The 26,643-nt window shown below is 60.3% G+C and carries 27 protein-coding genes and 1 pseudogene; 12 read left to right on the forward strand and 16 right to left on the reverse strand.

The features are described from left to right. Positions 1–400 precede the first annotated feature (400 nt). Positions 401–655, reverse strand: coding sequence for a hypothetical protein (locus ACCD02_RS13905; RefSeq protein ID WP_413302536.1), 255 nt, complete (start codon positions 653–655; stop codon positions 401–403). A 293-nt stretch (positions 656–948) separates the two neighbouring features. Here ACCD02_RS13905 and ACCD02_RS13910 point away from each other — a divergent pair, with 293 nt between their 5' ends. The 4 genes from ACCD02_RS13910 (at position 949) to ACCD02_RS13925 (ending at position 3,248) form a co-directional block, all read left to right on the forward strand. Further along, positions 949–1,383 carry a DcrB-related protein gene (locus ACCD02_RS13910; protein ID WP_413302539.1) on the forward strand — a complete coding sequence of 145 codons (435 nt, stop codon included), beginning with the start codon at positions 949–951 and terminating at the stop codon, positions 1,381–1,383. Positions 1,384–1,423: 40 nt separating this feature from the next. Further along, a complete protein-coding gene (locus tag ACCD02_RS13915; protein ID WP_413302541.1) occupies positions 1,424–2,569 on the forward strand; it encodes a PAAR domain-containing protein in 1,146 nt (381 codons plus the stop codon). Next, entirely contained in the window at positions 2,566–2,805 is a 240-nt protein-coding gene (locus ACCD02_RS13920; RefSeq protein WP_413302543.1) for a hypothetical protein, read from the forward strand. The genes ACCD02_RS13915 and ACCD02_RS13920 overlap by 4 nt, the downstream gene beginning before the upstream one ends. Before the next feature lie 152 nt (positions 2,806–2,957). Next, a complete protein-coding gene (locus ACCD02_RS13925) occupies positions 2,958–3,248 on the forward strand; it encodes a hypothetical protein (RefSeq protein ID WP_413302546.1) in 291 nt (96 codons plus the stop codon). Between the two features lie 219 nt (positions 3,249–3,467). On the opposite strand, the pseudogene ACCD02_RS13930 reads toward ACCD02_RS13925, so the two are convergent. Further along, positions 3,468–3,644: pseudogene (locus tag ACCD02_RS13930) on the reverse strand (RNA 2'-phosphotransferase); the annotation flags it as partial. 147 nt (positions 3,645–3,791) lie between these two features. Between ACCD02_RS13930 and ACCD02_RS13935 the strand changes: the two are divergent. The 5 genes from ACCD02_RS13935 (at position 3,792) to ACCD02_RS13955 (ending at position 7,766) form a co-directional block, all read left to right on the forward strand. Then, positions 3,792–5,048, forward strand: coding sequence for a PAAR domain-containing protein (locus ACCD02_RS13935; RefSeq protein WP_413302548.1), 1,257 nt, complete (start codon positions 3,792–3,794; stop codon positions 5,046–5,048). Further along, a complete protein-coding gene (locus ACCD02_RS13940) occupies positions 5,045–5,440 on the forward strand; it encodes a DUF6911 family protein (RefSeq protein WP_413302551.1) in 396 nt (131 codons plus the stop codon). Before ACCD02_RS13935 ends, ACCD02_RS13940 begins: the two co-directional genes overlap by 4 nt. Before the next feature lie 325 nt (positions 5,441–5,765). Next, positions 5,766–7,130 (forward strand): PAAR domain-containing protein, encoded by a 1,365-nt coding sequence (locus tag ACCD02_RS13945; RefSeq protein WP_413302555.1) that lies wholly within the window; start codon positions 5,766–5,768, stop codon positions 7,128–7,130. Further along, positions 7,120–7,350 carry a hypothetical protein gene (locus tag ACCD02_RS13950; protein WP_413302558.1) on the forward strand — a complete coding sequence of 77 codons (231 nt, stop codon included), beginning with the start codon at positions 7,120–7,122 and terminating at the stop codon, positions 7,348–7,350. The genes ACCD02_RS13945 and ACCD02_RS13950 overlap by 11 nt, the downstream gene beginning before the upstream one ends. Beyond that, positions 7,347–7,766 (forward strand): GTP pyrophosphokinase, encoded by a 420-nt coding sequence (locus ACCD02_RS13955; RefSeq protein ID WP_413302560.1) that lies wholly within the window; start codon positions 7,347–7,349, stop codon positions 7,764–7,766. The genes ACCD02_RS13950 and ACCD02_RS13955 overlap by 4 nt, the downstream gene beginning before the upstream one ends. A gap of 4 nt (positions 7,767–7,770) precedes the next feature. On the opposite strand, the gene ACCD02_RS13960 is transcribed toward ACCD02_RS13955, so the two are convergent. From ACCD02_RS13960 to tssA, 14 genes are all read right to left on the reverse strand, one after another. Continuing rightward, positions 7,771–8,103 carry a hypothetical protein gene (locus ACCD02_RS13960; RefSeq protein ID WP_413302562.1) on the reverse strand — a complete coding sequence of 111 codons (333 nt, stop codon included), beginning with the start codon at positions 8,101–8,103 and terminating at the stop codon, positions 7,771–7,773. Then, positions 8,096–9,304: a PAAR domain-containing protein gene (locus tag ACCD02_RS13965; RefSeq protein ID WP_413302565.1), complete on the reverse strand. Its 1,209-nt coding sequence runs from the start codon at positions 9,302–9,304 to the stop codon at positions 8,096–8,098. The genes ACCD02_RS13960 and ACCD02_RS13965 overlap by 8 nt, the downstream gene beginning before the upstream one ends. Positions 9,305–9,356: 52 nt before the next feature. Then, positions 9,357–11,297: a type VI secretion system Vgr family protein gene (locus ACCD02_RS13970; RefSeq protein ID WP_413302567.1), complete on the reverse strand. Its 1,941-nt coding sequence runs from the start codon at positions 11,295–11,297 to the stop codon at positions 9,357–9,359. A 194-nt stretch (positions 11,298–11,491) separates the two neighbouring features. Further along, the gene (gene tssH / locus ACCD02_RS13975) at positions 11,492–14,170 is read right to left on the reverse strand and encodes a type VI secretion system ATPase TssH (protein ID WP_413302570.1); all 2,679 of its coding nucleotides are present in this window, start codon (positions 14,168–14,170) and stop codon (positions 11,492–11,494) included. Continuing rightward, positions 14,163–15,239 (reverse strand): type VI secretion system baseplate subunit TssG, encoded by a 1,077-nt coding sequence (gene tssG, locus ACCD02_RS13980; protein ID WP_413302573.1) that lies wholly within the window; start codon positions 15,237–15,239, stop codon positions 14,163–14,165. The genes tssH and tssG overlap by 8 nt, the downstream gene beginning before the upstream one ends. Further along, on the reverse strand, positions 15,203–17,062 hold the full coding sequence (gene tssF, locus ACCD02_RS13985) for a type VI secretion system baseplate subunit TssF (protein ID WP_413302576.1): 1,860 nt from the start codon (positions 17,060–17,062) through the stop codon (positions 15,203–15,205). Before tssF ends, tssG begins: the two co-directional genes overlap by 37 nt. Beyond that, positions 17,059–17,574, reverse strand: coding sequence for a type VI secretion system baseplate subunit TssE (gene tssE, locus ACCD02_RS13990; RefSeq protein ID WP_413302579.1), 516 nt, complete (start codon positions 17,572–17,574; stop codon positions 17,059–17,061). Before tssE ends, tssF begins: the two co-directional genes overlap by 4 nt. Next, positions 17,568–18,008: a hypothetical protein gene (locus tag ACCD02_RS13995; protein WP_413302581.1), complete on the reverse strand. Its 441-nt coding sequence runs from the start codon at positions 18,006–18,008 to the stop codon at positions 17,568–17,570. Before ACCD02_RS13995 ends, tssE begins: the two co-directional genes overlap by 7 nt. 97 nt (positions 18,009–18,105) lie before the next feature. Then, positions 18,106–18,534 (reverse strand): hypothetical protein, encoded by a 429-nt coding sequence (locus ACCD02_RS14000; RefSeq protein WP_413302583.1) that lies wholly within the window; start codon positions 18,532–18,534, stop codon positions 18,106–18,108. After that, positions 18,534–18,980, reverse strand: a complete 447-nt coding sequence (locus tag ACCD02_RS14005; protein ID WP_413302586.1) for a type VI secretion system amidase effector protein Tae4 — start codon at positions 18,978–18,980, stop codon at positions 18,534–18,536. The genes ACCD02_RS14000 and ACCD02_RS14005 overlap by 1 nt, the downstream gene beginning before the upstream one ends. A 74-nt stretch (positions 18,981–19,054) precedes the next feature. Then, the gene (locus ACCD02_RS14010) at positions 19,055–19,543 is read right to left on the reverse strand and encodes an Hcp family type VI secretion system effector (protein ID WP_413302588.1); all 489 of its coding nucleotides are present in this window, start codon (positions 19,541–19,543) and stop codon (positions 19,055–19,057) included. A 224-nt stretch (positions 19,544–19,767) separates the two neighbouring features. Further along, on the reverse strand, positions 19,768–21,261 hold the full coding sequence (tssC, locus tag ACCD02_RS14015; protein WP_413302590.1) for a type VI secretion system contractile sheath large subunit: 1,494 nt from the start codon (positions 21,259–21,261) through the stop codon (positions 19,768–19,770). A gap of 12 nt (positions 21,262–21,273) precedes the next feature. Beyond that, the gene (tssB, locus tag ACCD02_RS14020) at positions 21,274–21,789 is read right to left on the reverse strand and encodes a type VI secretion system contractile sheath small subunit (protein ID WP_413302593.1); all 516 of its coding nucleotides are present in this window, start codon (positions 21,787–21,789) and stop codon (positions 21,274–21,276) included. Between the two features lie 95 nt (positions 21,790–21,884). Next, a complete protein-coding gene (gene tssA / locus ACCD02_RS14025; protein WP_413302596.1) occupies positions 21,885–22,919 on the reverse strand; it encodes a type VI secretion system protein TssA in 1,035 nt (344 codons plus the stop codon). Positions 22,920–23,326: 407 nt separating this feature from the next. Here tssA and tagH point away from each other — a divergent pair, with 407 nt between their 5' ends. The 3 genes from tagH to tssK are packed head-to-tail and all read left to right on the forward strand — an operon-like array spanning position 23,327 to position 26,643. Beyond that, positions 23,327–24,760 (forward strand): type VI secretion system-associated FHA domain protein TagH, encoded by a 1,434-nt coding sequence (gene tagH / locus ACCD02_RS14030; RefSeq protein WP_413302598.1) that lies wholly within the window; start codon positions 23,327–23,329, stop codon positions 24,758–24,760. Between the two features lie 38 nt (positions 24,761–24,798). Continuing rightward, positions 24,799–25,293, forward strand: a complete 495-nt coding sequence (gene tssJ, locus ACCD02_RS14035) for a type VI secretion system lipoprotein TssJ (RefSeq protein WP_413302600.1) — start codon at positions 24,799–24,801, stop codon at positions 25,291–25,293. Positions 25,294–25,308: 15 nt separating this feature from the next. Next, a complete protein-coding gene (gene tssK / locus ACCD02_RS14040; protein ID WP_413302603.1) occupies positions 25,309–26,643 on the forward strand; it encodes a type VI secretion system baseplate subunit TssK in 1,335 nt (444 codons plus the stop codon).

Below are 26,643 nucleotides of genomic sequence, written 5' to 3' on the forward strand. Positions count from 1 at the left end.
AGGTAAATTAATGTTCATGTTTGTAAGTTAACAGTTACAGATGCTGTCATATCGCTGTCACTGTATTTGTATAAGGCGGGTACAGGATAACCGTCATATGACTAAAGGGCCGCATACCTGGTTTTATATCTACCGGTCAGTTAGTTACGTGCGCTATTGAGCTGCGCACATGCCATTGCGCGACTTTCTGACAGGCACAAAAAAACCCGCCGAAGCGGGTTTTTCTCAAGACCATCCCGACAGCCTGTCAGAAAGCCGTCCCGGCCATGGTCGATCGTCCCTGATCCTGGTGCGCTCCCTGCACACCAGTCGTTGGATCCAATCTTACCCAGACCTTGTCGGACATGACAGGGTGAAATGCCGCGATGGCGTGTAAGCCTTTCGCTATGGCTGTATCACTTCAGGGGCGGTTGCCTACATACATGGCCGCCTGATCCAGCACGTCATCCAGCAAATCTTCCTCGTCATTCGAGAAATCTTCGTTATGACCTTCGTTACGGAACTCGGACAGCTCCCTGGCCGCCCTGTTGAGGTCCCCGGTTTCCCGGATTTCGCCGGCTACTTTCTGCAACAGCCCCGCAGGCCCTTGCTTGGCGTCTTTTTTCAGCAAATCGATCAATGCTTCCAGAGCGGTCAACAACTCTTTCTGTGCCATACCGCGCGACTCCTTCGTCGATTACCTTGCCCGAGGGCAACTGATTCGCCCGCGCTGCGCATCATGCCCGATTGACTGCCTGAGTTGATAAATAAGTGTGGCCCTGCTGCGGACATTTCGCTCACGCCTGAACCGATTTAGTCGATTCAGTGTCTTAAAACCAGCCGCGCCTGCACCCATTCAAGGCAAAACGAGACACAGCCCATGACCTGAGCAACCCGGCGTTGCGCGTTGTGGCCTGTTGCCCGAAGATTCCAGTGCTGCGAGTCATTCACCTATGGAAAGCGAAGCACGTGAGCCAATACCGAATTCAGGAAGCCGATCTCGATATCCCTGATGCCTGGCAGGATCAGAGCATCAACATCTTCAAATTGCCCGCCACGGGGAGCGCTAAAGAAGCCAGCTTCGTCATCAGTCGCGACCCCAGCCAGGGCGATACACCCTTCGCTGATTACGTCAGCCGCCAACTGCAGAGCGCGGAGCAGCAATTGCCCGGCTTCAAACTGGTCAAACGCTGGGACTTCATTCTCCACGGCCACGCCGCCACCTTGCTGGACTACACCTGGCAGCGCGAAGGTCGTGATCTGATGCTGCGCCAGGTATTCGTCGAGCGAAAACCTGCCGTTCTGATCACCACTCTGACCACTACGCCGGATGACATCGCGCACCACGACGCAGCCTGGAAACAGGCCATGCAGTCGCTGGTTCCGCAACCACAGGTTGTCTGACGCAGGTTAAGACCGTTCGATAAGCAATGCAGACCCGGCAATGGATGCACAGGCAGCAGCACGTTTAGGCGACGAAATAGCCCACGGCTTCGGCCTCGCGGCCATGATCGGCGGCGCAGTGGTGGGGGCCTTGATTGGCGCGGCCGTGATTGGCGCCACCGTGGCTACCGGCGGTGCGGCGTTGGCTATCATGGCCGGTTCCATTGCGGCGGGCGGTTTGTCGATGTTTCAGATCGTCAAGGGCCTGAGCACCATCTTCAAGCTGCCTGAACCCACGACTGGGGTGTTGATAAGAGGCAGTTTCGACGTCTATATCAATAGTCGCAACGCCATGCGCGCCGGAGCAGATGTTTCGGCGGTGTGCAGCGGGTTGCCGATGAACCATCCGATGTGGCCGTTCCCGGTGCTGATCGCCGAGGGCAGTGCGACGGTCTACATCAACGGTAAACCCGCTGCGCGACTGCAGAGCAAGATGGTCTGTGGCGCCCATATCAAGAGCGGCAGCGAAGACACCTTTATCGGCGGCCCAACCCTGACCGTGGCGTTCGTGCTCGATCTCGAGGGCTGGGTGCACACCGGTCTCGAAGCGCTTGGGCTGCTGGCAGCGGGCGGTGCATTGGTCCTGGCGGCCATGGCGGGTTTCGCGGCACTGGGTACCGCCTTGTTGATCGGTGCGACGGCCTGGGGTGGCATGGCGTTGCTGGGCGATCTGGGTGACCGCCTTGGGCCGGGGTATCGCGATCTATTGCAAGGTGTCGGCGCAATGGCGTTGCTGGGCGGCGGGGCCAGGCTGGCACTGCGCTCACCCAGAGGGTCTGCTCCTGCGGGTGCCCGTTCTGTTCCACCGACTACGCGTGAGGCTGCGAACGTAAACGCCCAGGCAGCGCTCAAGGCCAAACTGTCCGGTTTGCAAAAGGCCCAACAAAGTGCCGCAACCACCAGGACATTGCCGGATGGGCGTGTTCGTTATTACACAGAAGAAGTACCGGCGCGTAGTGCGGGTAAAACACGTGGTGCATCCTTTGTCACCGAGCATAATCCTGGGACCGGGCAGACGAGGCAGTGGATGGAGAGTTACGACCAATCGGGGAATGTAATTCGCGTTCATCCGAAAAGCATTAACGGGCAGCCTGTAAGCGCCCAGCATTACCCACCGACCGGAGCAGAATTGGAGAGCTGGAAATGACCTATTCGGCCAAAGATATGGCTGCCGAGCTTGAGAGAACGTTGATCGGCGGCTATTACCCGACCAAGGTGGCTAGCGTGGCATTCAAGATCTATCAGGATCATGGTCTTGAGATATCGGGACGTCTGGATCGGGATCTGCTGGTCTTGATGGCGATGGCCGAGGGCCCGGAATTCGAGATGAGCGAAGCAGAGTTTATCGACATGCTGGCCGATATCCGACGATGCAGCGAGTAAGCGATGCTCCTCTGGCAAGATCGTCGGTTATCAGGGGACGGGACTGGGCGACCAATTTATGAGCTGATAATCAACGGGCAAACGCAACGTCTGGCGGTGACTATAGGCAGTAACGGCTATATCGTCGGCGCGAACCCAGGAGGAGCTGTTAAGTGAAAACGATCAAACTGATGGCCGATTATGAATGCCATCCACTCTGGCACGTGTCGCCGGATGAGTTCGGCGATATCGACCCTGAGTCATTGCCAATTTCTACAGAGCTCCAAGCCGGGCTGAAAGCGTGGGCCCAGGACTACGACGCAACGCTGAACATGGATGCGCCGCAAGACTCGGGATTCGAGAGTGAAGAGCTGGAACAGAGGTTCAAGGCTCAAGGCCATCGATTGGCTGACCAACTGCGTGCGGAGTTGGGCAGCGATTTTGTTGTGACAACCCAGCTTTAGTGGCTACAACACGGTCCAGCCCTGACCGGCAGCTTTGCCACTGACAATCCTTATGGCTCGCCGAACCCACCACGCATTTGCGGAGGCGGTAAAAAGTGAAACCTTTTCTCTACGATTCCCCCATCTTGCCAGAGGGGTTTCGACTTCCAGTGCAGACGATTAGTCCTGCTGAATGAAAGACACAGGTACATGGTCTGTCAGCCAGATGCCATTTTCAGCCTAGAAAAAAGTGTATCCCTGTTGGTGCATGCGCAGGGATTCAACCTTTAAAGTCACAGGGTTTCCATAGCGCTTACCGACCGCAGTCGCCGTCTGAGTGTCTTGTGACAGATGTACATGGTGGCGAGAGCCTGGGATCAGACCTTGCTCCAGGATCGATTGCAGAAAGCATGTTGCTGCTTTTCGTTCACGGGTGGATGTTATGGAAGGCATCGAAAAATGACGTACCCATCACAAGTCGGGATGAGGCTGCGGATCAAGTTGTCGCAAAGCTTGTCCAACCCTGATGTTCGAAACTGCTGATCAAGGAAGCACGACTATTCCATGGATGCACAAGCAGCAGCGCGTCTGGGCGACGAAATAGCCCACGGCTTCGGCCTCGCAGCCATGATCGGCGGCGCGGTGGTGGGTGCCTTGATAGGCGCGGCAATCGTCGGCGCCACTGTGGCCACGGGCGGTGCGGCGCTGGCGATCATGGCCGGTTCCATCGCGGCGGGCGGCTTGTCGATGTTTCAGATCGTCAAGGGCCTGAGCACCATCTTCAAGCTGCCTGAACCCACGACGGGGGTGCTGATAAGAGGCAGTTTCGACGTCTATATCAATAGTCGCAACGCCATGCGCGCCGGAGCGGATGTTTCGGCGGTGTGCAGCGGGCTGCCGATGAACCATCCGATGTGGCCGTTCCCGGTGCTGATCGCCGAGGGCAGCGCGACGGTTTACATCAACGGTAAACCCGCTGCGCGACTGCAGAGCAAGATGGTCTGTGGCGCCCATATCAAAAGCGGCAGCGAAGATACCTTTATCGGCGGGCCGACCCTGGCCGTGGCGTTCGTGCTCGATCTCGAGGGCTGGGTGCACACCGGTCTCGAAGCGCTTGGGCTGCTGGCAGCGGGCGGTGCATTGGTGCTTGCGGCCATGGCTGGCCTGGCGGCACTGGGCACCGCCTTGTTGATCGGCGCGACGGCCTGGGGTGGCATGGCGTTGCTGGGCGATCTGGGTGACCGCCTTGGGCCGGGGTATCGCGATCTGTTTCAAGGCGTCGCCGGGATGGCCTTGCTTGGCATGGGGGCGAAATTAGCGAAGCCTGGTAAGCCCAACACCATAGAGTCATCTGAGGAGGCTCCTGCTGCGGCAGCGCAGTCCAGGGCAGGCGTCATGCCGGATGAGCCGGTCGTCCCTGTTGTTGTGGCGCAAGGAAAAGTCGGGAACGCCGTCTTCACAGATGTAAACCAGACGGCCAGGTCGGCGGCGCTAGCCGATCCAAATCATCCCACGCTTATTTCAGAAAAAGTGATCGCAAGGGATCTTGCCTCCGGAAAGCGATCGCCAAATGGCAACATGGCAGATGCTCATGCCGAGGTAGGGGTCATTCAGCAAGCGCATGAACAAGGTCTGACAAAGGGGCAGGATATGACGATGACTGTTACCGGCAAGGCAGTTTGTGATTACTGCAGGTCAGATGTAGTTTCCATGGCGAAGGCAGCGGAATTGAAGTCACTGACCATATATGAACAAAACACTGGAAACACGCTCAGTTGGGAGCAAGGAATGAAGCGATTTACTGTGAGCAAAGGCGAATGAAGATGCTTGTCTCGTGGACTATCTTGATCGATGGCATCACCTCAGGTGGCAGCCAGTATGCCGAGAGCTGGGATGATGTCTGCCCCTATCTGACCAAGCTCCGGGAGCAGGCTGGCACAGTCTGCCTTGATCTTGTCGATGCCCCGGATCCTGGTCCGATCAGTATGCAGTTGGTCGCTGAAAACAGAATCTATCTGGTTACGTTGCTTGAGGCCACTGACGACGACACCTATGTACGGTCGTACACCAATCCTGCGGCGCTCAGTGAAATGGTCGAGGTTCTTGGTGATCGTTGGGACGCGCGGCAACTCACCCATGACTTTGAGCTGGTCATGCAGATTTTTAAAGAATTCTGTGACAGTGGCGAAGTTTCTCGTCAATGGTTAAGTTGATGGCCATTTATTAATGCCGTCTACTCAGCATATATCGGGGGACGAGTGTAGTTATATCGTTCCTGATACGTTGCTCATTTTGCGCAGATCTTCTGATGCTTCCAACAGCCTGAAAAGGAAGCCGACCATTTCATGGATGCACAGGCATATGGTCGCAACATTTTCCCCTGGCAAAAACCCTTGGCTGATCAGCGAGAGGCTTAATGGAAGGCATCGAAAAATGACGTACCCATCACAAGTCGGGATGAGGCTGCGGATCAAGTTGTCGCAAAGCTTGTCCAACTCTGACGTTCGAAACCGCTGATCAAGGAAGCACGACTATTCCATGGATGCACAAGCAGCAGCGCGTCTGGGCGACGAAATAGCCCACGGCTTCGGCCTCGCAGCCATGATCGGCGGCGCGGTGGTCGGTGCCTTGATAGGCGCGGCAATCGTCGGCGCCACTGTGGCCACGGGCGGTGCGGCGCTGGCGATCATGGCCGGTTCCATCGCGGCGGGCGGTTTGTCGATGTTCCAGATCGTCAAGGGCCTGAGCACCATCTTCAAGCTGCCTGAACCCACGACGGGGGTGCTGATAAGAGGCAGTTTCGACGTCTATATCAATAGTCGCAACGCCATGCGCGCCGGAGCGGATGTTTCGGCGGTGTGCAGCGGGTTGCCGATGAACCATCCGATGTGGCCGTTCCCGGTATTGATCGCCGAGGGCAGCGCGACGGTCTACATCAACGGTAAACCCGCTGCGCGGCTGCAGAGCAAGATGGTCTGTGGCGCCCATATCAAGAGCGGCAGCGAAGACACTTTTATCGGCGGCCCAACCCTGGCCGTGGCGTTCGTGCTCGATCTCGAGGGCTGGGTGCACACCGGCCTCGAAGCGCTTGGGCTGCTGGCAGCGGGCGGTGCATTGGTGCTGGCGGCCATGGCTGGCCTGGCGGCACTGGGCACCGCCTTGTTGATCGGTGCGACGGCCTGGGGCGGTATGGCGTTGCTGGGCGAATTAGGTGACCGCCTTGGGCCGGGGTATCGCGATCTGTTTCAAGGCGTCGCCGGGATGGCCTTGCTGGGCATTGGGCCGAAGCTGGCAAAACTCGGTGCGCCCAAATCGGCGGCAACGTTCGAAGAGGTTTACGCCAAGGCGCCTGCGGCCAAGGCCGAGATCGACGCCGTGGCCGATGAAATCGCCGCGCAATATGGCGGCAAGGTGGCCAAGGCGCCGATCAAGTCCCAGGCCCGGGCCCTGGAGAAAATCAACAACGATTACAAAGGTGATCCGACCAAGATCAAGGACCTGGCGCGCAATACCATTATTGTCGAGTCGGATCAGATCAATGCGGTCGCAGCTGATCTCGCCAACCGCGGCGCTAATGTGAAGATCATCGACGGCGCCACCAACGAAATGGGCTACAGCGGGGTGAACTCCACCATGCAGACCCGCGCCGGTATCCCCGGAGAGATCCAGGTAAACTCGCCGGAAATGATCTACGCCAAAGAGCCCGAACCCTTGGCACGTGCTCTGCTCGGCGACGATACCTATAATGCCGTGGCCGCGAAAACCGATGTGCCAGGCGGCCTTGGCCACAAGTATTACGAGGATTACCGCGTACTGCCGGACCAGACCACTCCCGAGGCGCAGGTCATCGCGGACCAGAGCAAGGCCTATTACGAAGCTGTGAGGAATGGCAATGGGAATTGAGTTCAGTGCCTTTGGCACCCGTGACGTCTATCTCGATTACGACTTCGAGGAAGTCACCTACCGTTGGGATCACCTGACGAAGACGGTGTATGTGAAGTTCTACGGCGAGGAAGAGCATCCGGAGCCTGTTCCTGGCAATAACCGTTTGTACACTGACAGCAAACTCTACGGCCGGGAAATCACCCGGGAAGAATACGAAAAAGGTTTTCCCCGTCGATGAACATTCTCGATGCCGCCGTCGCCCTTGCTTGCCGTGTTCACGCAGGACAGGTCGATAAATCCGGCAAGCCCTACATCCTGCATCCATTGCGCCTGATGCTTAAGTTTGAAGGCGTTGACGAGCAGGTCGTCAGCGTCCTGCATGACGTAGTCGAGGATGGTGATGTGACCCTCGATGATCTGCGAGCGATGGGGGTGTCGGACGCCGCAGTGGCTGCCATCGATTGCCTGTCCAAGCGTGAGGGCGAGCTGTACGAAGACTTTATTGCCCGCATCAAGCCCAATGATCTCGCGCGTCGGGTGAAGATCGCCGACATCCGCGACAATCTCGACCTTACCCGTCTGCCGCACGTCAGCGACAAGGATCTGCAGCGGGCGGCCAAGTATCACCGGGCGTTGCGCGAGCTGATGAGCTGAACCTTCAGACGTCAACCAGATGAAACTGGCCCGGTTGGCGCCATGAAATCCTGACGAACTTGCCGCTCAACAAGCCTTGGTCACGCAGGTACTCAAAGACTTCCGCCGGGCACCACTCCTTGCCATCCGAGAAGGCCACGCCCAACGGGCGAAGCGCATCGAAGATCCGCGCCTTCTCGGCATCGTCCGCAACATCCCGGCTCAGCACGTCATCACCGGGCCCGGCAACAAAGCCTAGGGTTGCCAGGGCCGCATCCAGGCTGTGATCAATCACCTTGAGGCGAATGGCGTCGTCGTCGGCCTTCTCCACGAATGCCTTGAGTTCTTCTTTAATCAACTACAAATACCTCTGCCAATGTTTTAACGCCTCCGCCATCTGTCGTGGGAAGGGACTCGACTACCATCTCCGGCGCACCGCCCGGCAAATGTTTACCCGGCCCGAGGAAGTATTGATTGCCCTCCATGGGGCTCCTCGGCAGACGATCGGCAATATTATCGACTTGCCTGATCTTGAATCCGCTTTGCAAGGAGCCATCCTCCAGACCAAAAGCGCGCTCCAGTTTGGCCGCCTTTGCGCTGGTTATGGTTATTTTCGACTGCCCTGAAAAATCACCGATGACATCGGCGACGCCTTTGTTATCGGAAATATAACTGCCGTAGCGGCCAATGGTCGGATATTTGTCCCATGACGTCGGGCTTACGTTGAAGCCGACATTGTCCGTCAGCATCTGTTGCTGGCGCTCACGAGCCAGCATGGTGCGCTGCTCGGCGGTCAGGGGCAGGCGGGCGAGTTTAGGTCCCATGCCCAGCAAAGCCATCCCGGCAACGCCCTGAATCAAGTCGCGGTAGCCCGGCCCCAGGCGATCACCCAGGTCACCCAGCAACTCCATGCCGGCATACATGACCCCGCCCATCGCCAGGGCGCCGAAGAATGCAGCGGCGCCGGCCATGGCCGCCAGAATGAGCGCGCCACCGGCTGCCAGCAAACCCAGGGCTTCCAGGCCGGTATGCACCCAGTCCTCTATATCCAGTACAAACGCCACCCGGATGGTCGGGCCACCGATAAAGGTATTCGGGCTGCCGCTTTTGATATGGGCGCCGCAAATCATTTTGCTGTGCAGACGCGCCGCCGGCTTTCCATTGATGTAGACCGTGGCGCTGCCTTCGGCAATCAACGGCAGCGGCCAGGTTGGATGATTGCAGGGCATGCCCGAGCAGACGGCGGAAACGTCCGCCCCGGCGCGCATGGCATTACGGCCGTTGATATAGACGTCGAGGCTGCCCCGTATCAGCAGCCCGGACGTGGGCTCGGGCAGATTGAAAATGGTGGTAAGGCCTTTGACCACCTGAAACATCGACAGGCCGCCCGCCGCCACCGAACCGGCCAGGATGACGGCCGCGAGCCCGCCCGTAGCTGCGGTTGCGGCAATCACGGCGGCACCGATCAAGGCGCCTGCGACGGCCCCGGCAACCATCGCCGCCAGGCCGAAGCCGTGCGCAATCTCGTCGCCGAACCGGGCGGCGGCTTGTGCGTCCATGTTTTAGCCTAAACCGAAGTGCGGCGAGAGAGCCGAGTCGGCCCCTTACCACTCACGATTTAGGCTTCTGCGCAAAAAATGCCTTCACTGCCGCGTCAATCGTGGCCTTGATCCCCTTGCCCTTGGCATCCACTTTACCGGCGCCGCCGGAGTTGAGATCCAGGCGGCCGCCCGTGTCGATATCGCCCTTACCGCTCGCATAGATTTTGAACGAAGTGCCGGAGATGTTGATCTCGCCGCCGGCGTTCATTTCCAGCACGCTCTGGCCGCAGACCAGACGGATCTGGGCGCCCGCTTCGATCAGGTATTGAGTGCTGACGCTGTCGCTCTTGGTGCCGCCAACCTGCAACACGTCATTGCATTGCACCGCCCGCACACGGTCTTCGCCGATGGTCACGATTTCGTTGTGACCGACGCTCTTGTGCCGGTCATGCCCCACCGAATGACTTTCATCCACCTCGACCACGATGTCCTGATTGCGCTCGGCGTGGATATACAGCTGCTCGGCGCCTTTCTTGTCCTCCATGCGAATCTCGTTGAAATTCGCCGGGCTGCCGCCTTTGCTCGAACGGCTTTTCATGCCGCTCTGGGTCGCATTGGCGGGAAGATCGTAAGGCACGGTTTGTTCGGCGTTGTAGACGCGACCGGTGATGATCGGCCGGTCAGGGTCGCCTTCGAGGAAGCTGACGATGACTTCCTGGCCGATGCGCGGGATCTGCATCGAGCCCCAGTTCTTGCCCGCCCAGGCTTGTGATACGCGAATCCAGCACGAGCTGTTTTCGTTGGACTGGTCGTGGCGGTCCCAATGGAAATGCACCTTGACCCGGCCGAACTGATCGGTCCAGATTTCCTCGCCTTTGGGGCCGACCACCAATGCTGTCTGCGGACCCTGGACGATGGGGCGCGAGGTACTGGGTTGAGGGCGAAAGCTTTGTTGCGCGTCGATGCAGCTCAGCGCGCTGTTGAACTGCGCGCCGCTGCCGTCATCACCGGTTTCCAGGGACTCCTGGGTGAGGCTGTAGTCGGCGCGTACGATCAGGTATTCGCGGTTCTGATCCTCGCGACCGAAGCCGGTCATGCTGAACAGATGGCCGGCGCCAATGCCCCGTGCATTACCACTCAGTGCCACGCGTTCATGCTCGCTGTGCAGTGCTTCGATTTGCGTGCGGGCATAGTGCTCGCCATCTTCGCTTTGCACGTAGATGCCGGGGTAATCGTAGAGCGGATAATCGGCAGCGCTGTGTGGGCGCGGCATGGCTGAACGCACGTTGATCCGCGCCGAGGGGCGCTGGAAGTCGTAATCGTTGAGCTCAAGAGAGCCGGGCAGCACCTGCTGGTCCAGCTGCCAGTTATCGATATGGTCGCGCTCGCGTTGCTGTTCATCGGGCGGGAAATACGGCACCGAGGCGTAGCCGGGAGCGCTGTGATGGGCGCCGTAGGCATCGGCCAGCACCAGTACGTGACGGTCCTGCTCGTGGCGGAAGTAGTAATAGATGCCTTCCTGCTCCATCAGACGGCTGACGAAGGCGAAGCTGGTCTCGCGGTACTGCACGCAGTATTCCCACTCGCGATAAGGGCGGCTCAGGGACTCCTCGAAGTCGGAAAAGCCCAGGTCGCGGAACACCTGCTTGATGATCTGTGGAATGGTCAGATTCTGGAAAATCCGACAATCCGAGGTGCGGCTCAGCAGCCATAGCCATGGCCGCAACGTCGCTTGATAACTGGCGAACTGACCGCGATTGACGCCCTGGCTGCAGCGGGCAACCAGGCCGTGGAAATAACGCTCACTGCCATCGGCCCGCTTCAGCGACAGGCTCATGGGCTTGCCCAGCAACTGGTTGAGATCGATGGCGCCGTTGGCGGACGTCAGTTGCAGGTTGTACTCAAACAGCCGCCCCAGCTCGTCGTGGCCGGTCATGGACTTAAGCAGCAGGACATCCGGGCCGAGGGGGCTGGTTATCTTGGTCTGGCGGGTGGATTGGGTGAAGGCCATGGGGGGTCCGTTAAATTGCTCGGTGATCAGTGGGAGCGAATTGTGGAAGCGAACTCTGTGGGAGCGAATTCATTCGCGAAGGCAGTATTTCACGCGATGCAAATGCATTGATTGCACAGGCCTCTTCGCGAATGAATTCGCTCCCACAGTTAATGCCCATTGAATTCACCCCCGTTTATTCCCTCATGCGCGTCTCAAGGCGTATCAGCAAACTGATAATGAAACTCGCCGTTCTGTTCACCGATGCGCACGCTGGCCATGGCCTTGCCTTCGAGCATGCGGGTGAGGAATTCGCGGCTCATGTCCGGCAGCAGTGTGTTGGTCAGCAGGGTGTCGATCATCCGCCCGCCGCTTTCGGTTTCGGTGCAGCGCGAGACGATCAGGTCGAGCACGGCGTCGTCGTAGTCGAAGGCCACTTTGTGGGTGCTTTCCACACGCTTCTTGATGCGATCCAGTTGCAGGCGGGTGATGGCCTTGAGCATGGTGTCGCTGAGCGGGTAATAGGGGATCGTCACCAGGCGGCCGAGCAGGGCCGGCGGGAAGATGTCCAGCAGCGGTTGGCGCAGGGCCTTGGCGATGACCTCGGGGTCAGGCACGTTGTGGGCGTCCTGACACAGTTGGGAAATCAGCTCGGTGCCAGCGTTGGTGGTCAGCAGGATCAGGGTGTTCTTGAAGTCGATCACCCGGCCTTCGCCATCCTCCATCACGCCCTTGTCGAACACCTGGAAGAAGATTTCATGCACGTCCGGGTGGGCTTTTTCCACCTCGTCGAGCAGCACCACGCTATAGGGTTTGCGCCGCACCGCTTCAGTCAGCACGCCGCCTTCGCCATAACCGACATAACCCGGTGGCGCGCCCTTGAGGGTGGAGACGGTATGGGCTTCCTGGAACTCGCTCATATTGATGGTTATGACGTTCTGCTCGCCGCCATACATGGCTTCGGCCAGGGCCAGGGCGGTTTCGGTCTTGCCGACGCCAGAGGTGCCCGCGAGCATGAACACGCCAATCGGCTTGTTCGGGTTATCCAGGCCCGCGCGGGAGGTCTGGATACGCTTGGCAATCATCTGCAGGGCATGGTCCTGGCCGATGATGCGTTTCATCAGGTGCTGATCGAGCTTGAGCACGGTTTCCAGTTCATTGCGTGCCATGCGGCCGACCGGAATTCCGGTCCAGTCGGCGACGACCGACGCCACGGCCTGATAATCCACGGTCGGCAGGATCAGCGGCGATTCGCCCTGCAGGGCGCTCAGGCGGGTTTGCAGGTCCACCAATCGGGTGCGTAGTTCCTGGTTTTGCCCGGCATCGGCATCAGTGTCCACCACCCCGGCGCTTTCACGCAGTTGCGCGCGTACGTCGAGCAGTTCGTCCACCAGGATGCGTTCCTCGGCCCAGCGGCTTTCCAGATCGATCAGGCGATCACGCTCGGTGCTCAGCAGCGCTTCGCTGTTGTTACGACGGGCACCGATATCGATGCCGATGGCGTCTTCCCGGGCGATGATTTGCAGCTCGGTTTCCAGTGCTTCGATACGCCGACGGCTGTCGTCCACTTCGGCGGGGACGGCATGCAAGCTGATAGCTACGCGGGCGCAGGCGGTGTCCAGCAGGCTGACGGATTTGTCCGGCAACTGGCGCGCCGGAATGTAGCGGTGCGACAGCTTCACCGAAGCTTCCAGCGCTTCGTCGAGGACCTGTACCTTGTGATGCTGTTCCATGGTCGACGCCACGCCGCGCATCATCAGCAGGGCTTTTTCTTCGGACGGTTCGGCGACCTGCACGACCTGGAAGCGTCGGGTCAGGGCCGGGTCTTTTTCGATGTGCTTCTTGTACTCGGCCCAGGTGGTGGCGGCGACGGTGCGCAGGGTGCCACGGGCCAGTGCGGGTTTGAGCAGGTTGGCGGCGTCACCGGTCCCGGCTGCGCCACCGGCACCGACCAGGGTATGGGCTTCGTCGATGAACAGAATGATTGGCTTGGGCGAGGCCTGGACGTCTTCGATGACCTGGCGCAGACGCTGTTCGAATTCGCCTTTCATGCTCGCGCCGGCCTGTAAAAGGCCGACATCCAGGCTGCGCAGTTCGACGTCTTTCAAGGCTGGCGGCACATCCCCGGCGACGATGCGCAGGGCGAAGCCTTCGACCACGGCGGTTTTGCCGACACCGGCTTCACCGGTCAGGATCGGGTTGTTCTGGCGACGGCGCATGAGGATATCCACCAGTTGGCGAATTTCCTCGTCACGCCCGACGATAGGGTCAAGCTTGCCGCTGCGCGCCTGTTCGGTGAGGTCCACGGTGAAGCGCTTGAGGGCTTCCTGCTTGCCCATGGCACTGGGGGCCATGGCACCGCTGGCTTCGCCGGGCACGGCACCGGCGTTGAAACCGTCGCTTGCACCCAGGGCGTTCTCCGGCGAGTCGCCGACGTATTCGTCGAAACGCTCGCTGAGGGCTTCGACCTTGACCTTGTTGAACTCCGCCGACAATCCGATCAGCGCGTTGCGCAGGCTCGGGGTCTTGAGAATGCCGAGCAGCAGGTAGCCGGTACGCACCTGGCTTTCACCAAACATCAGGCTGCCGTAGACCCAACCACGCTCCACGGCCTCTTCGACATGGGAAGACAGGTCGGTGATCGAGGTTGAGCCGCGAGGCAGGCGGTCCAGCGCTTCGGTCAGGTCCCGGGCCAGGCGCGCGGGCTCGATGTCGAACTGGCGGATGATGCGATGCAGGTCCGAGTCCTGCAATTGCAGCAATTGATGAAACCAGTGGGCCAGTTCGACATAGGGATTGCCCCGCAGTTTGCAGAACACCGTGGCCGCTTCGATGGCTTTGTAGGCCACGCTGTTGAGTTTGCCGAACAACGCGGCGCGACTGATTTCACCCATGTGCATGACTCCTTGAAGGTGTGGCTGATGTGGCCGATCTGGTTTGGCCGGCCGTACTCTGGTCGGCATAATGCCTGGCCAGAATCAGATCCTTGGCATCGTGAGCGGGCTGCCCCAACCAGGTATTGAAACCCAGTCGTTGGCGCCCGTTGAGTTGGAATTTTGGTACTTCAGTTTGTTTCAGGACCAGGTTCAGGTCCCAGTCCAATTCGTGGCCCAGGTACTCGGCGACCCACGCCACCAGCTCCATGAACGGCTCGCCGTCGGGCAGCAGGCCCATGTAGTCGTCAAGCTTGAGCGGGCCGATGCGAATGCGGAATTTGTGCTGGCGATCCCAGACATGGCTGCCCAGGCAAAAATCGACGCCCAGTTGATGGGCCACGCGCCCGACCCGGCTGCGCTCCGGCAGCTCAAGCCATTGGCCGACGTATTCTTCGATTTCCACCGGCAGGCCAAAGTAATGGCCAAGGATGGCGCGCAGGCCGTCCGGATAGCGGGTCTGCGCCGCCAGATGGCCGCTGTAATGCAGCTTGGCGGTATCGGCAATCACGCCGTGCTGGAGCAGGCTGGGCATGCCGCGCCCGCTCAGGGCGGCCAGGCGTGCCGACCAGTAATCGTCATCCGGACGGTCGTGGCTGACGGTCGGCCGCGCTTCGGCCCAGGCCCGGTAGAACAGGCTCAGCAGGCGATGGTGGAAGACATCGAGAAAACGCTTGCTGGTGGTGTCGGCGTTGTTGCGCTGGCGGTCGCGTACGTACTCGGTGATATGCAGCGGCAGCGGGCCGTTGGGGCCGCCGAGACCGAAAAAGAACTGTTCCAGGCGCGCCGGTTTGTCGTCTTCGGCAGGCGTCATCGAGGCCAGTGTCGAAGGGGCGAAGGCGCAGTCCGGCTGCTGGCCGAGACGCAGCGGGTCGTCGCTCAGACGCAGTGAATGGCCCAGGCGCGGCAGCTCTGGCGATTCGCACTCGATACGGCGCAACGCCTGGAAGAAGTCGTATTCCCAGGGCTGATCCTGCATGGCCATCAATGTGTCTACAGGGTCGGACGGCGTCCGGGCTTGGCTTTCCATCGCATGATCTCGCCGCGTTCGGTGGTACGTATCACCGTCTCGGTAAAGCTGTTGATCGACACATAACGTGTCAGGAAACGCTCGAACACGGCACCCAGGAGGAACACTCCGGTGCCACGGAAAGCGTTTTCGTCGAATTCCAGAGTGATTTCCAGGCCCCGGCCAAATACGATCGGGCCGGGCATCGGCAGGCGTCGCGTGCACGGTTTGCTGCTGACTTCGCGCAGGCCTTCTATCTGCAGTTGCAGGGCCGGATCGTGACTGTCGCCGTACAGGCGCAGCAGTTCACGCAGGGCCGCCGCGCCCTGGCCCTGTTCGCTCAGGGACAGATAATTCAGCGACAGCTGGCTGATCAGGCGCCAGGCCTTGTTGTCATGGGCATGGCTGGCTCGCGGTCGGCTCGGCCCGGCGACGCAACGCACCGAGGACACCGGCGCACTGTCGGCCAGGGTGAAATCCGTGTTGCCGCCGCCGACGTTCATGAACAGCGGCAGATCGCGATTGGTACACAGCGCGCTGACGCCCAACTGACGCAGGTCGTGGCGGTACGGCGCCTGCTGGCTGTCCACCAGGCTGACAAAGGTTTCGCTGCCGACATAAGTCGAGCGTGTACCGGTGCGGCGTTGTTCGCTGGACAGCACGCGCGGCTCGCGGCGCAAGGTGTAATACGCCTTGTCGTGCCCGTAACGGGACGGGTCGCGTACTGCATAGAACGGCAGGAAGGGTTGGTCCGCGCCGGTACCGTGGCCGGTGATGCCGGTCAGGGAGTGAATCTCGAAGTCCATCGGCCGGGTGCGGTCGGCAATCACATGATGCTCGTTGACCCGTTCGCTCAGGTGAATGCGGTCGACCCGGCGCGGGAACAGATTGATCGCCGGCGTACAGAAAGGCAGGAACTGCGCAGCGCCGACGCTGCTTTCCAGGCTTTGCTCGAAGCGTTCGAACAGCACGATCAGTTCCAGCTCCTGACCGGAGCAACGCTGCACCGCTCGGGACAGCCCGGCGAATTCGACGAACAGAAAACGTTGGGGCAGGGCGAAGTATTCCTGTAGCAGGCGATAGCCCTGAAAGGCTTGCGGCACTACCGGCAACGCCGCTTCGCGGTCATCGAAACCGCAGGCGCGCAAGGCGTCCTGGGGCAGGCGCTCGACCCAGTCGCTGCCCGGCTGGCGGGCAAATACCGCACAGGCGTTGCCGAGCAGTTGCTCGTACAAACGGAAAGGCTGTTCGTCGTTGCCACTGAGGTAGAACGGCAGGCTGTCCAGGCTCAGAGTACTGAACGGCAGCTCGGCGCCGGTGCGCAGGATGATGCGCAAGCCGGCCTTGGCCTTGGGTTCGCTGGCGCCAAGACGGCCGAGCACGGCGGCGGGGTTGCCGAAGTACTCGGCCTGGCTGACCTTCAGCGGCCACAGCGTCACCGGGTGCGCAGTGCGGTACTCGCAGGAGGTTTGGGAGTCGCGGCCCAGGGTCGCGCGCAACACGCTGTCACGGGGCAGGGTAAAGCCGCTGCTCAGGGAGCCTTCGTCGGTATCGGCGTGCATCTGTACCACGGTCATCGACGGCGTGGGCGCCAGATAGTGCGGGTAGGCGATTTCCAGCAGGTTATGGGTGAAAGTCGGGTATTCAGCGTCGAGCTTGAGCTGCACCCGCGCCGTCAGGTAGGCGAAGCCTTCCAGCAGGCGTTCCACGTAGGGGTCGGCACAATCCAGCCCCGACAGGGTCAGGCGCCCGGCAATCTTCGGGTATTCCTTGGCAAACTCGGCGGCGCTTTCGCGCACGTGTTGCAGTTCCTGGTTGTACAGCTCCAGCAGGCGCGGATTCATGAGCGCCTCCGTTGCTCGGCAGGCACGACCTGCACATGTCCGGATTCCAGGTCCAGATCGGTGCGCAGCAACAGCGGCAGGGCCACCGGCTGCGCCCACAGATCACCTTCGATCTCGAAACTCAGGGCATTGTGGTTCATCTCTCCCGGCGCCACCCGTGCCCGCACACGCAGCGTGTGGCGCAGGATACGCGGCTCGAAGGTAGCGATGGCGCGATGGATCAGGGTTTCCAGGGCATTGATATCGATGCTCGACGCGCTGTTGCCCGCCAGGGCAGGCAAGCCGTAATTGACCACCGAGGTGCCTGCGGGGGTATTGAGTGTGTCATCGGCGTCGAGCAGGGAGGTGGTGTTGAGCAACCAGGTCAGGTCGCGCAACACCGAGGCCTTGAGTTGGCTCAGGGACAGCACGCGCTTGTCGCTGCCTTCCTGCAGATTACCGGGCTCGTCGTCGGTCAACCGGTCGAGGAGCGACGGTTGCAGGCGTTCACGGGAGGTCAGGTCGGTTACCAACGGAACATGCCTACGAACATTTTTTGATCGTGGCCAGTCGAGCACATGGCATGTTGACTAACGCTTGAGGTTTCAAGCGCACCATCACGCAGGCGAACGGCTTGAGCTGTTTGCAAGCAATTGATATTTGGAGCCGACGCCGGTGCGTTGTGAAAAACGACCACGATAGGCACGGAGTTGAACATTTCTACGCGTGGCAAGCCTTTTCGGTTTTGGCTGAATTGGCAAGGCCACTCCATGCCCAGCGCCAATTGCGTGTTATCTGGTTTGAGCACCGCGCACTGACCCTGAGCATCAATCAGCTTGAGGGCTTGACTGTTCATTTTTACCTCCGTCAGCGCAACAACAGGTGGCGGGATTTGTGATCCAGCGCATACGTTGAGGCTGAATAGCAGGCCAGTAAATAGTGTGGTTTCGCGCAAGGTACTGATCATGCATCAAGCCTGCGTGGCTGTAGGTCTAATACGAATAGGCATGGGAGCTCTGCGCCGAATAGGGACGGTTGCAGACGTTCGCGCAGGGTGAAGTTACTCACCAGTCGAACTGCCAGATGTAAGCTTTCTGATCCCAAGAGCCGGGACCGCACGCAGCGATCTGACTGACGGGTGCGGCCTCTAGCTTGCCCTTGAAGTAACGAATCGGTTGCAGATCCGTCGCACAGTCTTTGCTGGGAGCGGGCAGGTGTTCGCTGCGCTCAACCATGATGATTTGTGTCTTATGAAAGTTTTCTATCCGAACTTTCTGCTGTCGGTCCTCGCTGAAGCGGCAAGGCCACTTCATATCCAACGTTAATGGAGGATTACCAGGACGAGTCAGTGTACAGCGGCCCTGATCATCGATCAGGTTGACCTGCTGCCCGGCGAAAGTTGCCTGGGTCAGGCCGTTCGCCGTGGCGGGCTGTTGTGCTGCACAGGCCGTAAGGCTGAACAGGCTCAAGGTGAACAACAGAAATTTGTTCATTACGTCAGTTCCCAGAACCAGATGGCCTTGGCCCTGTGGAAATAATCGCCGCTCTTGGTCTGGCCGCGATTCCACAAGTCAATGTGGTCGCCACTTGGCCTGCCCGGTGCATCGCTGGACTGCATGTAGAAGTCCTTGAAAAAGATGATGCCGGTCTTGTTCAGCAACGTATTGCGATCTGCCGTGCTGTTTGTATAGATCTTCGGCGGGCCGATCTGGTGTTTCTTCCACAGCCAGTTGGCCAGGGATTCCGCTCCGCGAGCGTGACCGTGGGCACAACGAGGCTCGCTATAGGTGGACGAATTGACTGGAAGGGTGTGCTCGCCGCACAGGGCGATGCTCATGCGGATCGCGCACTGGTTTTCCCAAGGGCCGTCACACGCTGGCGTGGCCGAGGGATAGGCAGGGTAGCTGTTCCACAAATTGATAAACGACGGTTTGGCCATACTTCAGGCATCCTGCGGTGGAAGTCGGGTTTGCAGACACGCCCGCCGGTTTCGGCGGGCGTGTCTGCACAGGCTTAGCGCTTGGTATTGGAGCGGATGTTCCAGCCGTATTTGACCGGGCCGCCTTCCTTGGTGCCGTCTGCTTTCTGCGGCTGGTAGTCGACCAGTACCTGGGCGAAGTTCAGGGTGACGTTTTCGGTCAGGCGATCATCGCTGCCCGAACCGCCGGTGCTCAGGGACGTGACCATGACTTCTTCGAGGTTGATGATCAGATACTCGACCTGGCTTTCGCCACCGGCCTTGCGCACGGTCAACTTGACCTTGTCGATGTGCTTGCCGCTGCTGCAATGCATCATCAGGTTCGGCGAGGCCTTGTCGACGTACTTGGTGATCGACAGGTCGCGAATCTCGACCTTGCCCGCACCGCCACCGCTGCCGACGTGCATGTTGCCGGACTGGCTCATGCCCCAGCTCCAGTTCAGTACGTCGATTTCGTCCTTGTGGGCCTTGTCCTGGGACTCGCCCTTGATGTCACCGATCTTGATAAAAATATCGACAGCCATGTTCTCTCCTGATGTGGCATGGGCCACTACGTTTATTTTTCAGAGATGCAATTGGGTTGAAACGCACCGCCCCTCTCTATGAGGGATCCGTGGGAGCGAAACTTGTGGGAGCGGATTCATCCGCGAAGAGGGCGGTACAGACGATGTAGCTTTCGCGAATGAATTCGCTCCCACAAGTTTCGCTCCCACAAAACTCGCTCCTACAGATCAGCCTGACCCGAGGGTCAGGCGCTCTTCGCCGAAGGCAGCTTGGAAACCAGGCGCAGCGACACGGTCAGACCTTCCAGCTGGTAGTGCGGGCGCAGGAAGAACTTCGAGGTGTAGTAGCCAGGGTTGCCTTCCACGTCCTCGACCACCACTTCGGCGGCTGCCAGCGGGTGCTCGGCCTTGGTGGTTTCGGTGGAGTGGGCCGGGTCGCCGTCGACGTAGTTGAGGATCCAGTCCTGCAACCAGCGCTGCATTTCGTCCTTCTCTTTGAACGAGCCGATCTTGTCGCGCACGATGCACTTGAGGTAGTGAGCGAAACGGCAAGTCGCGAACAGGTACGGCAGGCGCGCGGCCAGGTTGGCGTTGGCGGTGGCGTCCGGGTCGTCGTATTCGGCGGGTTTCTGCAGCGACTGGGCGCCGATGAACGCGGCGAAGTCGGTGTTTTTCTTGTGCAGCAGCGGCATGAAGCCGTTCTTGGCCAGCTCTGCTTCACGACGGTCGGAGATGGCGATCTCGGTCGGGCACTTCATGTCCACGCCGCCGTCATCGGTCGGGAAGGTGTGGGCAGGCAGGTTCTGCACTTCGCCACCGGACTCGATGCCGCGAATCCGCGAGCACCAGCCGTAGTGTTTGAACGAGCGGTTGATGTTCACCGCCATGGCGTAGGCCGCGTTGGCCCAGGTGTACTTGGCGCTGTCGGCACCGTCGGTGTCTTCTTCGAAGGCGAAGGCTTCCACCGGATCGGTCTTGGCACCGTATGGCAGGCGGGCCAGGAAGCGCGGCATGGTCAGGCCGATGTAGCGCGCATCCTCGGACTCGCGCAGGGTGCGCCAGCCAGCGTATTCCGGGGTGGTAAAGATCTTGGTCAGGTCACGCGGGTTGGACAGTTCCTGCCACGAACCCATGCCCATCACCGTCGGCGAGGCCGCGGAGATGAAGGGCGCGTGCATGGCCGCGCAGACCTTGGACAGCTCGCCCAGCAGCTCGACATCCGGTGGCGACTGGTCGAAGTAGTAGTCGCCAACCAGGCAGCCGTAAGGTTCGCCGCCGAACTGGCCGTATTCCTCTTCGTACATCTTCTTGAAGATCGGGCTCTGGTCCCAGGCGGTGCCCTTGAATTTCTTCAGGGTCTTGTGCAGTTCCGGCTTGGAAATGTTCAGCACGCGAATCTTCAGCTGCTCATCGCTTTCGGTGTTGTTGACCAGGTAGTGCAGGCCACGCCAGGCGCTTTCCAGCTCCTGGAACTGCGGGTGATGGATCACCTGATTGACTTGGGCGGTGAGCTTGGCGTCGATGGCTGCGATGATCGATTCGATGGACTTGATCGCATCGTTGGAGACCAGACTGGTCTGCGCCAGGGCCTGCTCGGCCAGGGTGCGCACGGCGGTCTCGACCGCTTCGCGGGCGCGCTCGGTCTTGGGCTTGAATTCCTGCATCAGCAGGGACGCGAATTCGCTGGTCTGTTCGGTGGCGCCCAGGGACGCCTGATTGTCGCGCTGCAACTCGGTCATGATCGTTTGTCCTTAAGCGTTCGGCTCGGCATCTTTGGGCTTTGGCGCACTGGCCAGGGCCTGCAGCAACGCGGGGTCCTTGATCGCCTTCATGATGATTTCTTCGGCGCCGGTCTTGCCGTCCATGTAGGTCAGCAGATTGGCCAGCTGGGTACGGGCTTCGAGCAACTGATTCAGCGAGTCGACCTTGCGCGCCACGGCGGCAGGGCTGAAGTCATCCATGCTTTCGAAGGTGATATCCAGGCTCAGGTTGCCTTCGCCGGTCAGCTCGTTGGGCACGTTGAACGCTACGCGCGGCTTCATGGCCTTAAGGCGCGAGTCGAAGTTGTCGACGTCCACTTCCAGGAACTTGCGGTCAGCCACGGCGGGTAGCGGCTCGGCAGGCTTGCCGGCGAGATCGGCCAGAACGCCCATGACGAAGGGCAACTGGACCTTTTTCTCGGCACCGTACAGCTCCACGTCGTACTCGATCTGGACCCGTGGCGCACGGTTGCGCGCGATGAATTTCTGAGAACTGCTGTTCGCCACGTTGCTCCTCCTGGTCGCTGCTTGCGACGGTATTGGCGTCATCGGTCTTTGCCGGTAACGGGGTGCGTGATCCTTGCCTGAGCCCGCCTTGCGGGTCAGTCAGCGTCAGGACCGCGCAAGTTTTCGAATTGCGACATGCCGTCGGGAATCAGGTTGCGCACGATGGTGGCAAAGTCCGCCTGGACCAGTTGCCGGGCCCGATTCAACAGCACCGGGAGCGGGCTGGAGGGCTCGTGGCGGGCGTAATACGCCAGCAGGCGGTCGAGGCTCTGAGTGACGTCATCGCGGTTGCTGATTTCTCCAGACACAACGGGTCCGGAGCTACGGGCAGGCTTGGGAGCCTCGGCGGGAGCGGAAAGTTCTGCCGCACCCCCGGTTTCGCTGGATTCTGTGACGGCGGTCTCGCTGCCAGGGGCGTATTCACCGAGGATGTGCAGGGCCTGGCGCAGAGGTTGTTTCAACGCGGTGAGATCGACGCCCTGGGCGGATCCGACCTGCTCGTTGACGAAGCGCTCGATGGCTTCGGCGGATTCGCGGGCTTCGTGAATGGCAGCGCTGACAGCTGCCAGATGCTCCGCGTCGCTGTCCTGCAGGGCGGCGCGCAATGTATCGGCGCCCAGGGACTCATCGCTGAAGCTCTGCATGCCACTGGCATTGAGCGCAGCGCGAAGGCTGACCGGACCGAACGCCCGGGAGCGGGTCAGGATGCTTTCGCGCAGCAGGCGCACATTGGTGTCACAAGCCAGGCCGGCGAGCGCGTTGACCCGCACAGTGGGGTCGTTGTCGTCATCGGCGTCTAGCTGGGGGTAGATATCGGCCCAATAGCTGGCAAGCAGTTCGCGGATCAGGGTCAGGCTGCTGGCGAGGCCGGTGAAACCGTCCTGGGCCAGGGCGCTTTGCAAAAGGAAATGGGTGATGCGCAGGTCTTTGCTGCGTTGCAGGAGGGCACTACTGGATTGCTCTATCACGCGCCATTGCGGAGGTTCGGCAGCCTGTATCGAATCGCCCATGGAGCGTTCCGGCTTACCTCGGGCGTCGCGCTCCAACTGCAAGAAATCCGCGTCATATTCCAGATCCTCGCCACAGGGCAAGTTCCCGGAAACAGGGGCAAGCAACAACGACACGTCCACCAACTCAGATCTCCTTATCGTCGGTCTCAATAGCCTGCGTGTTGGTCAGCTAATACCCGATAAAGTTCGGGTGGGAAAATTTTTACTTTTTTTGGAACGAACGTTTTTGGTTGATGTCAGTGTGGCATCACCGATGTAACTGAGTATCGCATTTTTGGTTTAGTCGTTCGGCCTTGTCAAGGTAAGCTCTCGGCCCCGGTAACAGTTGTGACGCAGCTAACAGGTTACGCGACCGAACGGTCAACAACGGTATGAAATTCACATAAGTGTGGTTAAATCCGCGCATTTTCAGCCAGTTGGCCGGGAAAACAAGTTGTATAAGTGGCGTTTATGCAAACGGGCGCCGGGTCTGGACAGTGCGGAATTTCTGCCCTGTAGACCATGCGCAATGTAAGCAAGGAGGCGCAATGGCGCTGTGTTTGACTATCACTAGTTATCACAAGATTACGCCCGGCCAATGTCCAGAGAAATCAATGGATAATGGTGTGATGGCAATTGGCCGCAGTCAAGAAAATGACTGGGTATTGCCTGATCCTGAGCGCTTAGTTTCCGCTAAACATTGCGTTATCCAATATAAAGATGGCCGTTACTATCTGACCGATACCAGCACTAATGGCGTTGAGCTATTACGTGCCGGTATTCGCTTGCGTCGCGGTAACAGCGAACCCTTGCAGGACGGCGAAGTTATCCGTATTGGCGAATATGAAATCCAGGCGCGTATCGACTTCAATCTGCAAGTGACCGAATCCGCTGTTGCTGGTGCCGATAACGCCAACAGTTTCGAAGCGCTGATGGGCCGCGCGAGTACGCCAGTCGTCGTTGCGCCGGTGATCCCCCCGACGGCTCATTTCCAGGGCGGATCGGCCAATGCGACGATGCCCGATCTCTTCGATTTTCTGACGCCTTCTGCTGTACCGCCGCCGACCCAGCCGGACCATGTGCCTGCCGAGCAGCATGATTTTCGCCCGCCCACGCCATTCATTCCTGCGCCGCCCGTAGCTGCACCTGCGGCAGTCACACCGCCCGCCGCGCCGATGCTGATTCCGGATGACTGGGACCTGCTGTCCGACCTGCCTGCGCCATCGGTTGACCTGGGCAAACCCGCTACGCCCATGGAGCCTGTGGTAATGGCGCCGCCGAGCGTCGAGCCACTGACTTTTCCGCCCGTTGCGCCGCCCGTTGTGACACCGCCCGAGCCGCCGATTGCAGCGCCTCCCGTGGCACCGGTGGCGCCGCCCACCGACGCGGCACGTCCCGAGTTGCTGCAAGCCTTCCTGCGGGGTGCCGGGCTTGATCAATTGCGTATCGATCACGCCCAGGCCGAAGCGCAGATGGAAGCCATCGGCCGCAGTTACCGGTTGATGGTCGAGGGTCTGATCGACGTCCTGCGTGCCCGCAGCAGCCTCAAGGGCGAGTTCCGTATGCAGCAGACCTTGATCCGCCCCGTGGAGAACAACCCGCTGAAGTTCGCACCCAATGCCGACGAAGCACTGCTGTTGCTGTTGCGCCACGCCAACCAGGCGTTCATGGCCCCGGATCAGGCGATCAAGGACAGCTTCGATGACCTGCGCGCGCACCAGTTGGCGGTGATGGCCGGGGTCGAGGCGGCCATCAAGCACCTGCTCAAGCGCTTCGAACCTGCGGCGCTGGAGGCGCGCATGGGCAAGCCCGGTGGTCTGTCGAACCTGTTCGGCGGCTCGCGGCAGGCCCAGTACTGGCAGCAATTCACCGCGTTGTATTCGCAGATTTCCAGTGAGGCCGAGGACGATTTCCAGGACCTGTTCGGCCGTGAATTCAGCCGCGCCTACGAAGAACACAGTGCCCGGTTGCGCCGCACTTGACCCCCAGGGACCGTTTCGACATGCCATTGAGGCTCAGTATGATTCAACGTGTTTTCTACCCGGTGTTGCTTGCCGTACTGCTGAGCGCCTGCGGCAAGGACAAGCCTGCCGCTGAAGCACCGCCGCCTGCAGAGCCGGACAGCGCCACCATCACCCTGCATTTCCAGGCCGTGGCCGGGCTCAACCCCGGGGCGGACGGTCAGGCCGCGCCGGTGCGGGTGCGTCTGTATGAACTCAAGAACAGCGCGACTTTCAGCCGCGCCGACTATTTCGCCCTGGCCGATCGCGCCCAGGCCACCCTCGGCGTCGATCTGCTCGATCAGGACGAAGTGCTGATACGTCCCGGTCAGAGCCTGGATATCCGCCGCACTCTGACCCCGGCGACCCGGCAACTGGGGCTGGTGGTGGGCTACCGCGAGATCGATCAGGCGCGCTGGCGCACGGTGATCAGCGTGCTGCCGCGCCAGACCACCGAGTACACGATCAGCCTTGATGTGCGCGCCCTGCAAAGCACCCCAACCCCCGCCCAATAGGCACACGGAGAAGTCATGTCCTGGAACAATCGCGTGGTCTGGTCGGAAGGCATGTTCATCGGAACTCAGCACTTCCAGCAGCACGACCGTTATCTGGAAAACCTCATCGACGCACGCAGCCGTCCGCTGTCGGCGGGGGCCTGGGGTTTTTCCGAGCTGTCGCTGGATCAGGGCCTGCTGGCTCAAGGCAAGCTGGCGATCGTGTCGGCGCGGGGCCTGCTGCCCGATGGCACACCGTTCAATATTCCCCAGGACGATCTGGCGCCCAGCCCGTTGAGCATCGATGACAGCCTGCGCGATGGTCTGGTCTATCTGGCCCTGCCGCTCAAGCGTGCCGGTGCCCGGGATACGGTCGATGAAGGCGAGGAAGTCGGCGCGGCGCGCTACGTCAGCCAGATTCGCGAAGTGCGCGACGACAACGCGCCTTTTGAAAACCGTGCGCCGGTGGCCATTGGTGCCCGGGCCTTGCGCCTGCTGACCGCCCAGGACGGCCTCAGCGATTACGCCAGCGTGGGCGTGGTGCGGATCAAGGAAAAGCGCGCCGACCGTGCACTGATCCTCGATGAGCGCTATATCCCGCCGCTGCTGGATGTCAGCGCCAGCCAGACTCTCACGGCGTTTCGCAGCGAGCTGCTCGGCCTGCTGCATCAGCGTGGCGAAGCACTGGCCGGGCGTGTGGTCGCATCGGGAGCGGGGGGCGCTTCGGAAATCGCCGACTTCATGCTGCTGCAACTGGTCAACCGCGCCCAGCCCTTGATCAGCCACCTGAATCAGCTAACGCCGCTGCATCCGGAGCGCTTCTACAGCGAACTGGTCAGCCTGGCCGGTGAGTTCGCCACCTTTTCCCGCGACGGGCGCCGCCCGCTGGAATTTCCGCGCTATCAGCACGACGACTTGATAGTCAGTTTCACCCCGGTGATGCAGGCCCTGCGCGAAGCGCTGGCCATGGTGATCGACAGCAAGGCGACGCCGATTCCGCTGGTCGAGAAGGCCTTCAATATCCGCGTCGGCATGCTGGCCGACCGCAGCCTGCTGGACAGCGCCAGTTTCATCCTGGTGGTACGGGCCGATATGCCCGGCGAAACCTTGCGCGGACGCTTCGGCCAACAGAGCAAGGTCGGTTCGGTCGAGCACATCCGCGACATGGTCAACCTGCAACTGCCAGGCATCGGCCTTGTGCCGTTGCCGGTGGCGCCCCGGCAGATTCCGTTCCATGCCGGCTCTACCTACTACGAACTGGATCGCGGCAGCGAACAGTGGCAGAACCTGCAGAAGTCCGGCGGCTTTGCCTTCCACGTCGCGGGTGAATTCCCGGGGTTGAACATGGCCTTCTGGGCGATTCGAGGATAA

The organism is Pseudomonas sp. Pseusp88 (genome assembly GCF_047303955.1).
In the GTDB taxonomy this organism is placed as follows: domain Bacteria; phylum Pseudomonadota; class Gammaproteobacteria; order Pseudomonadales; family Pseudomonadaceae; genus Aquipseudomonas.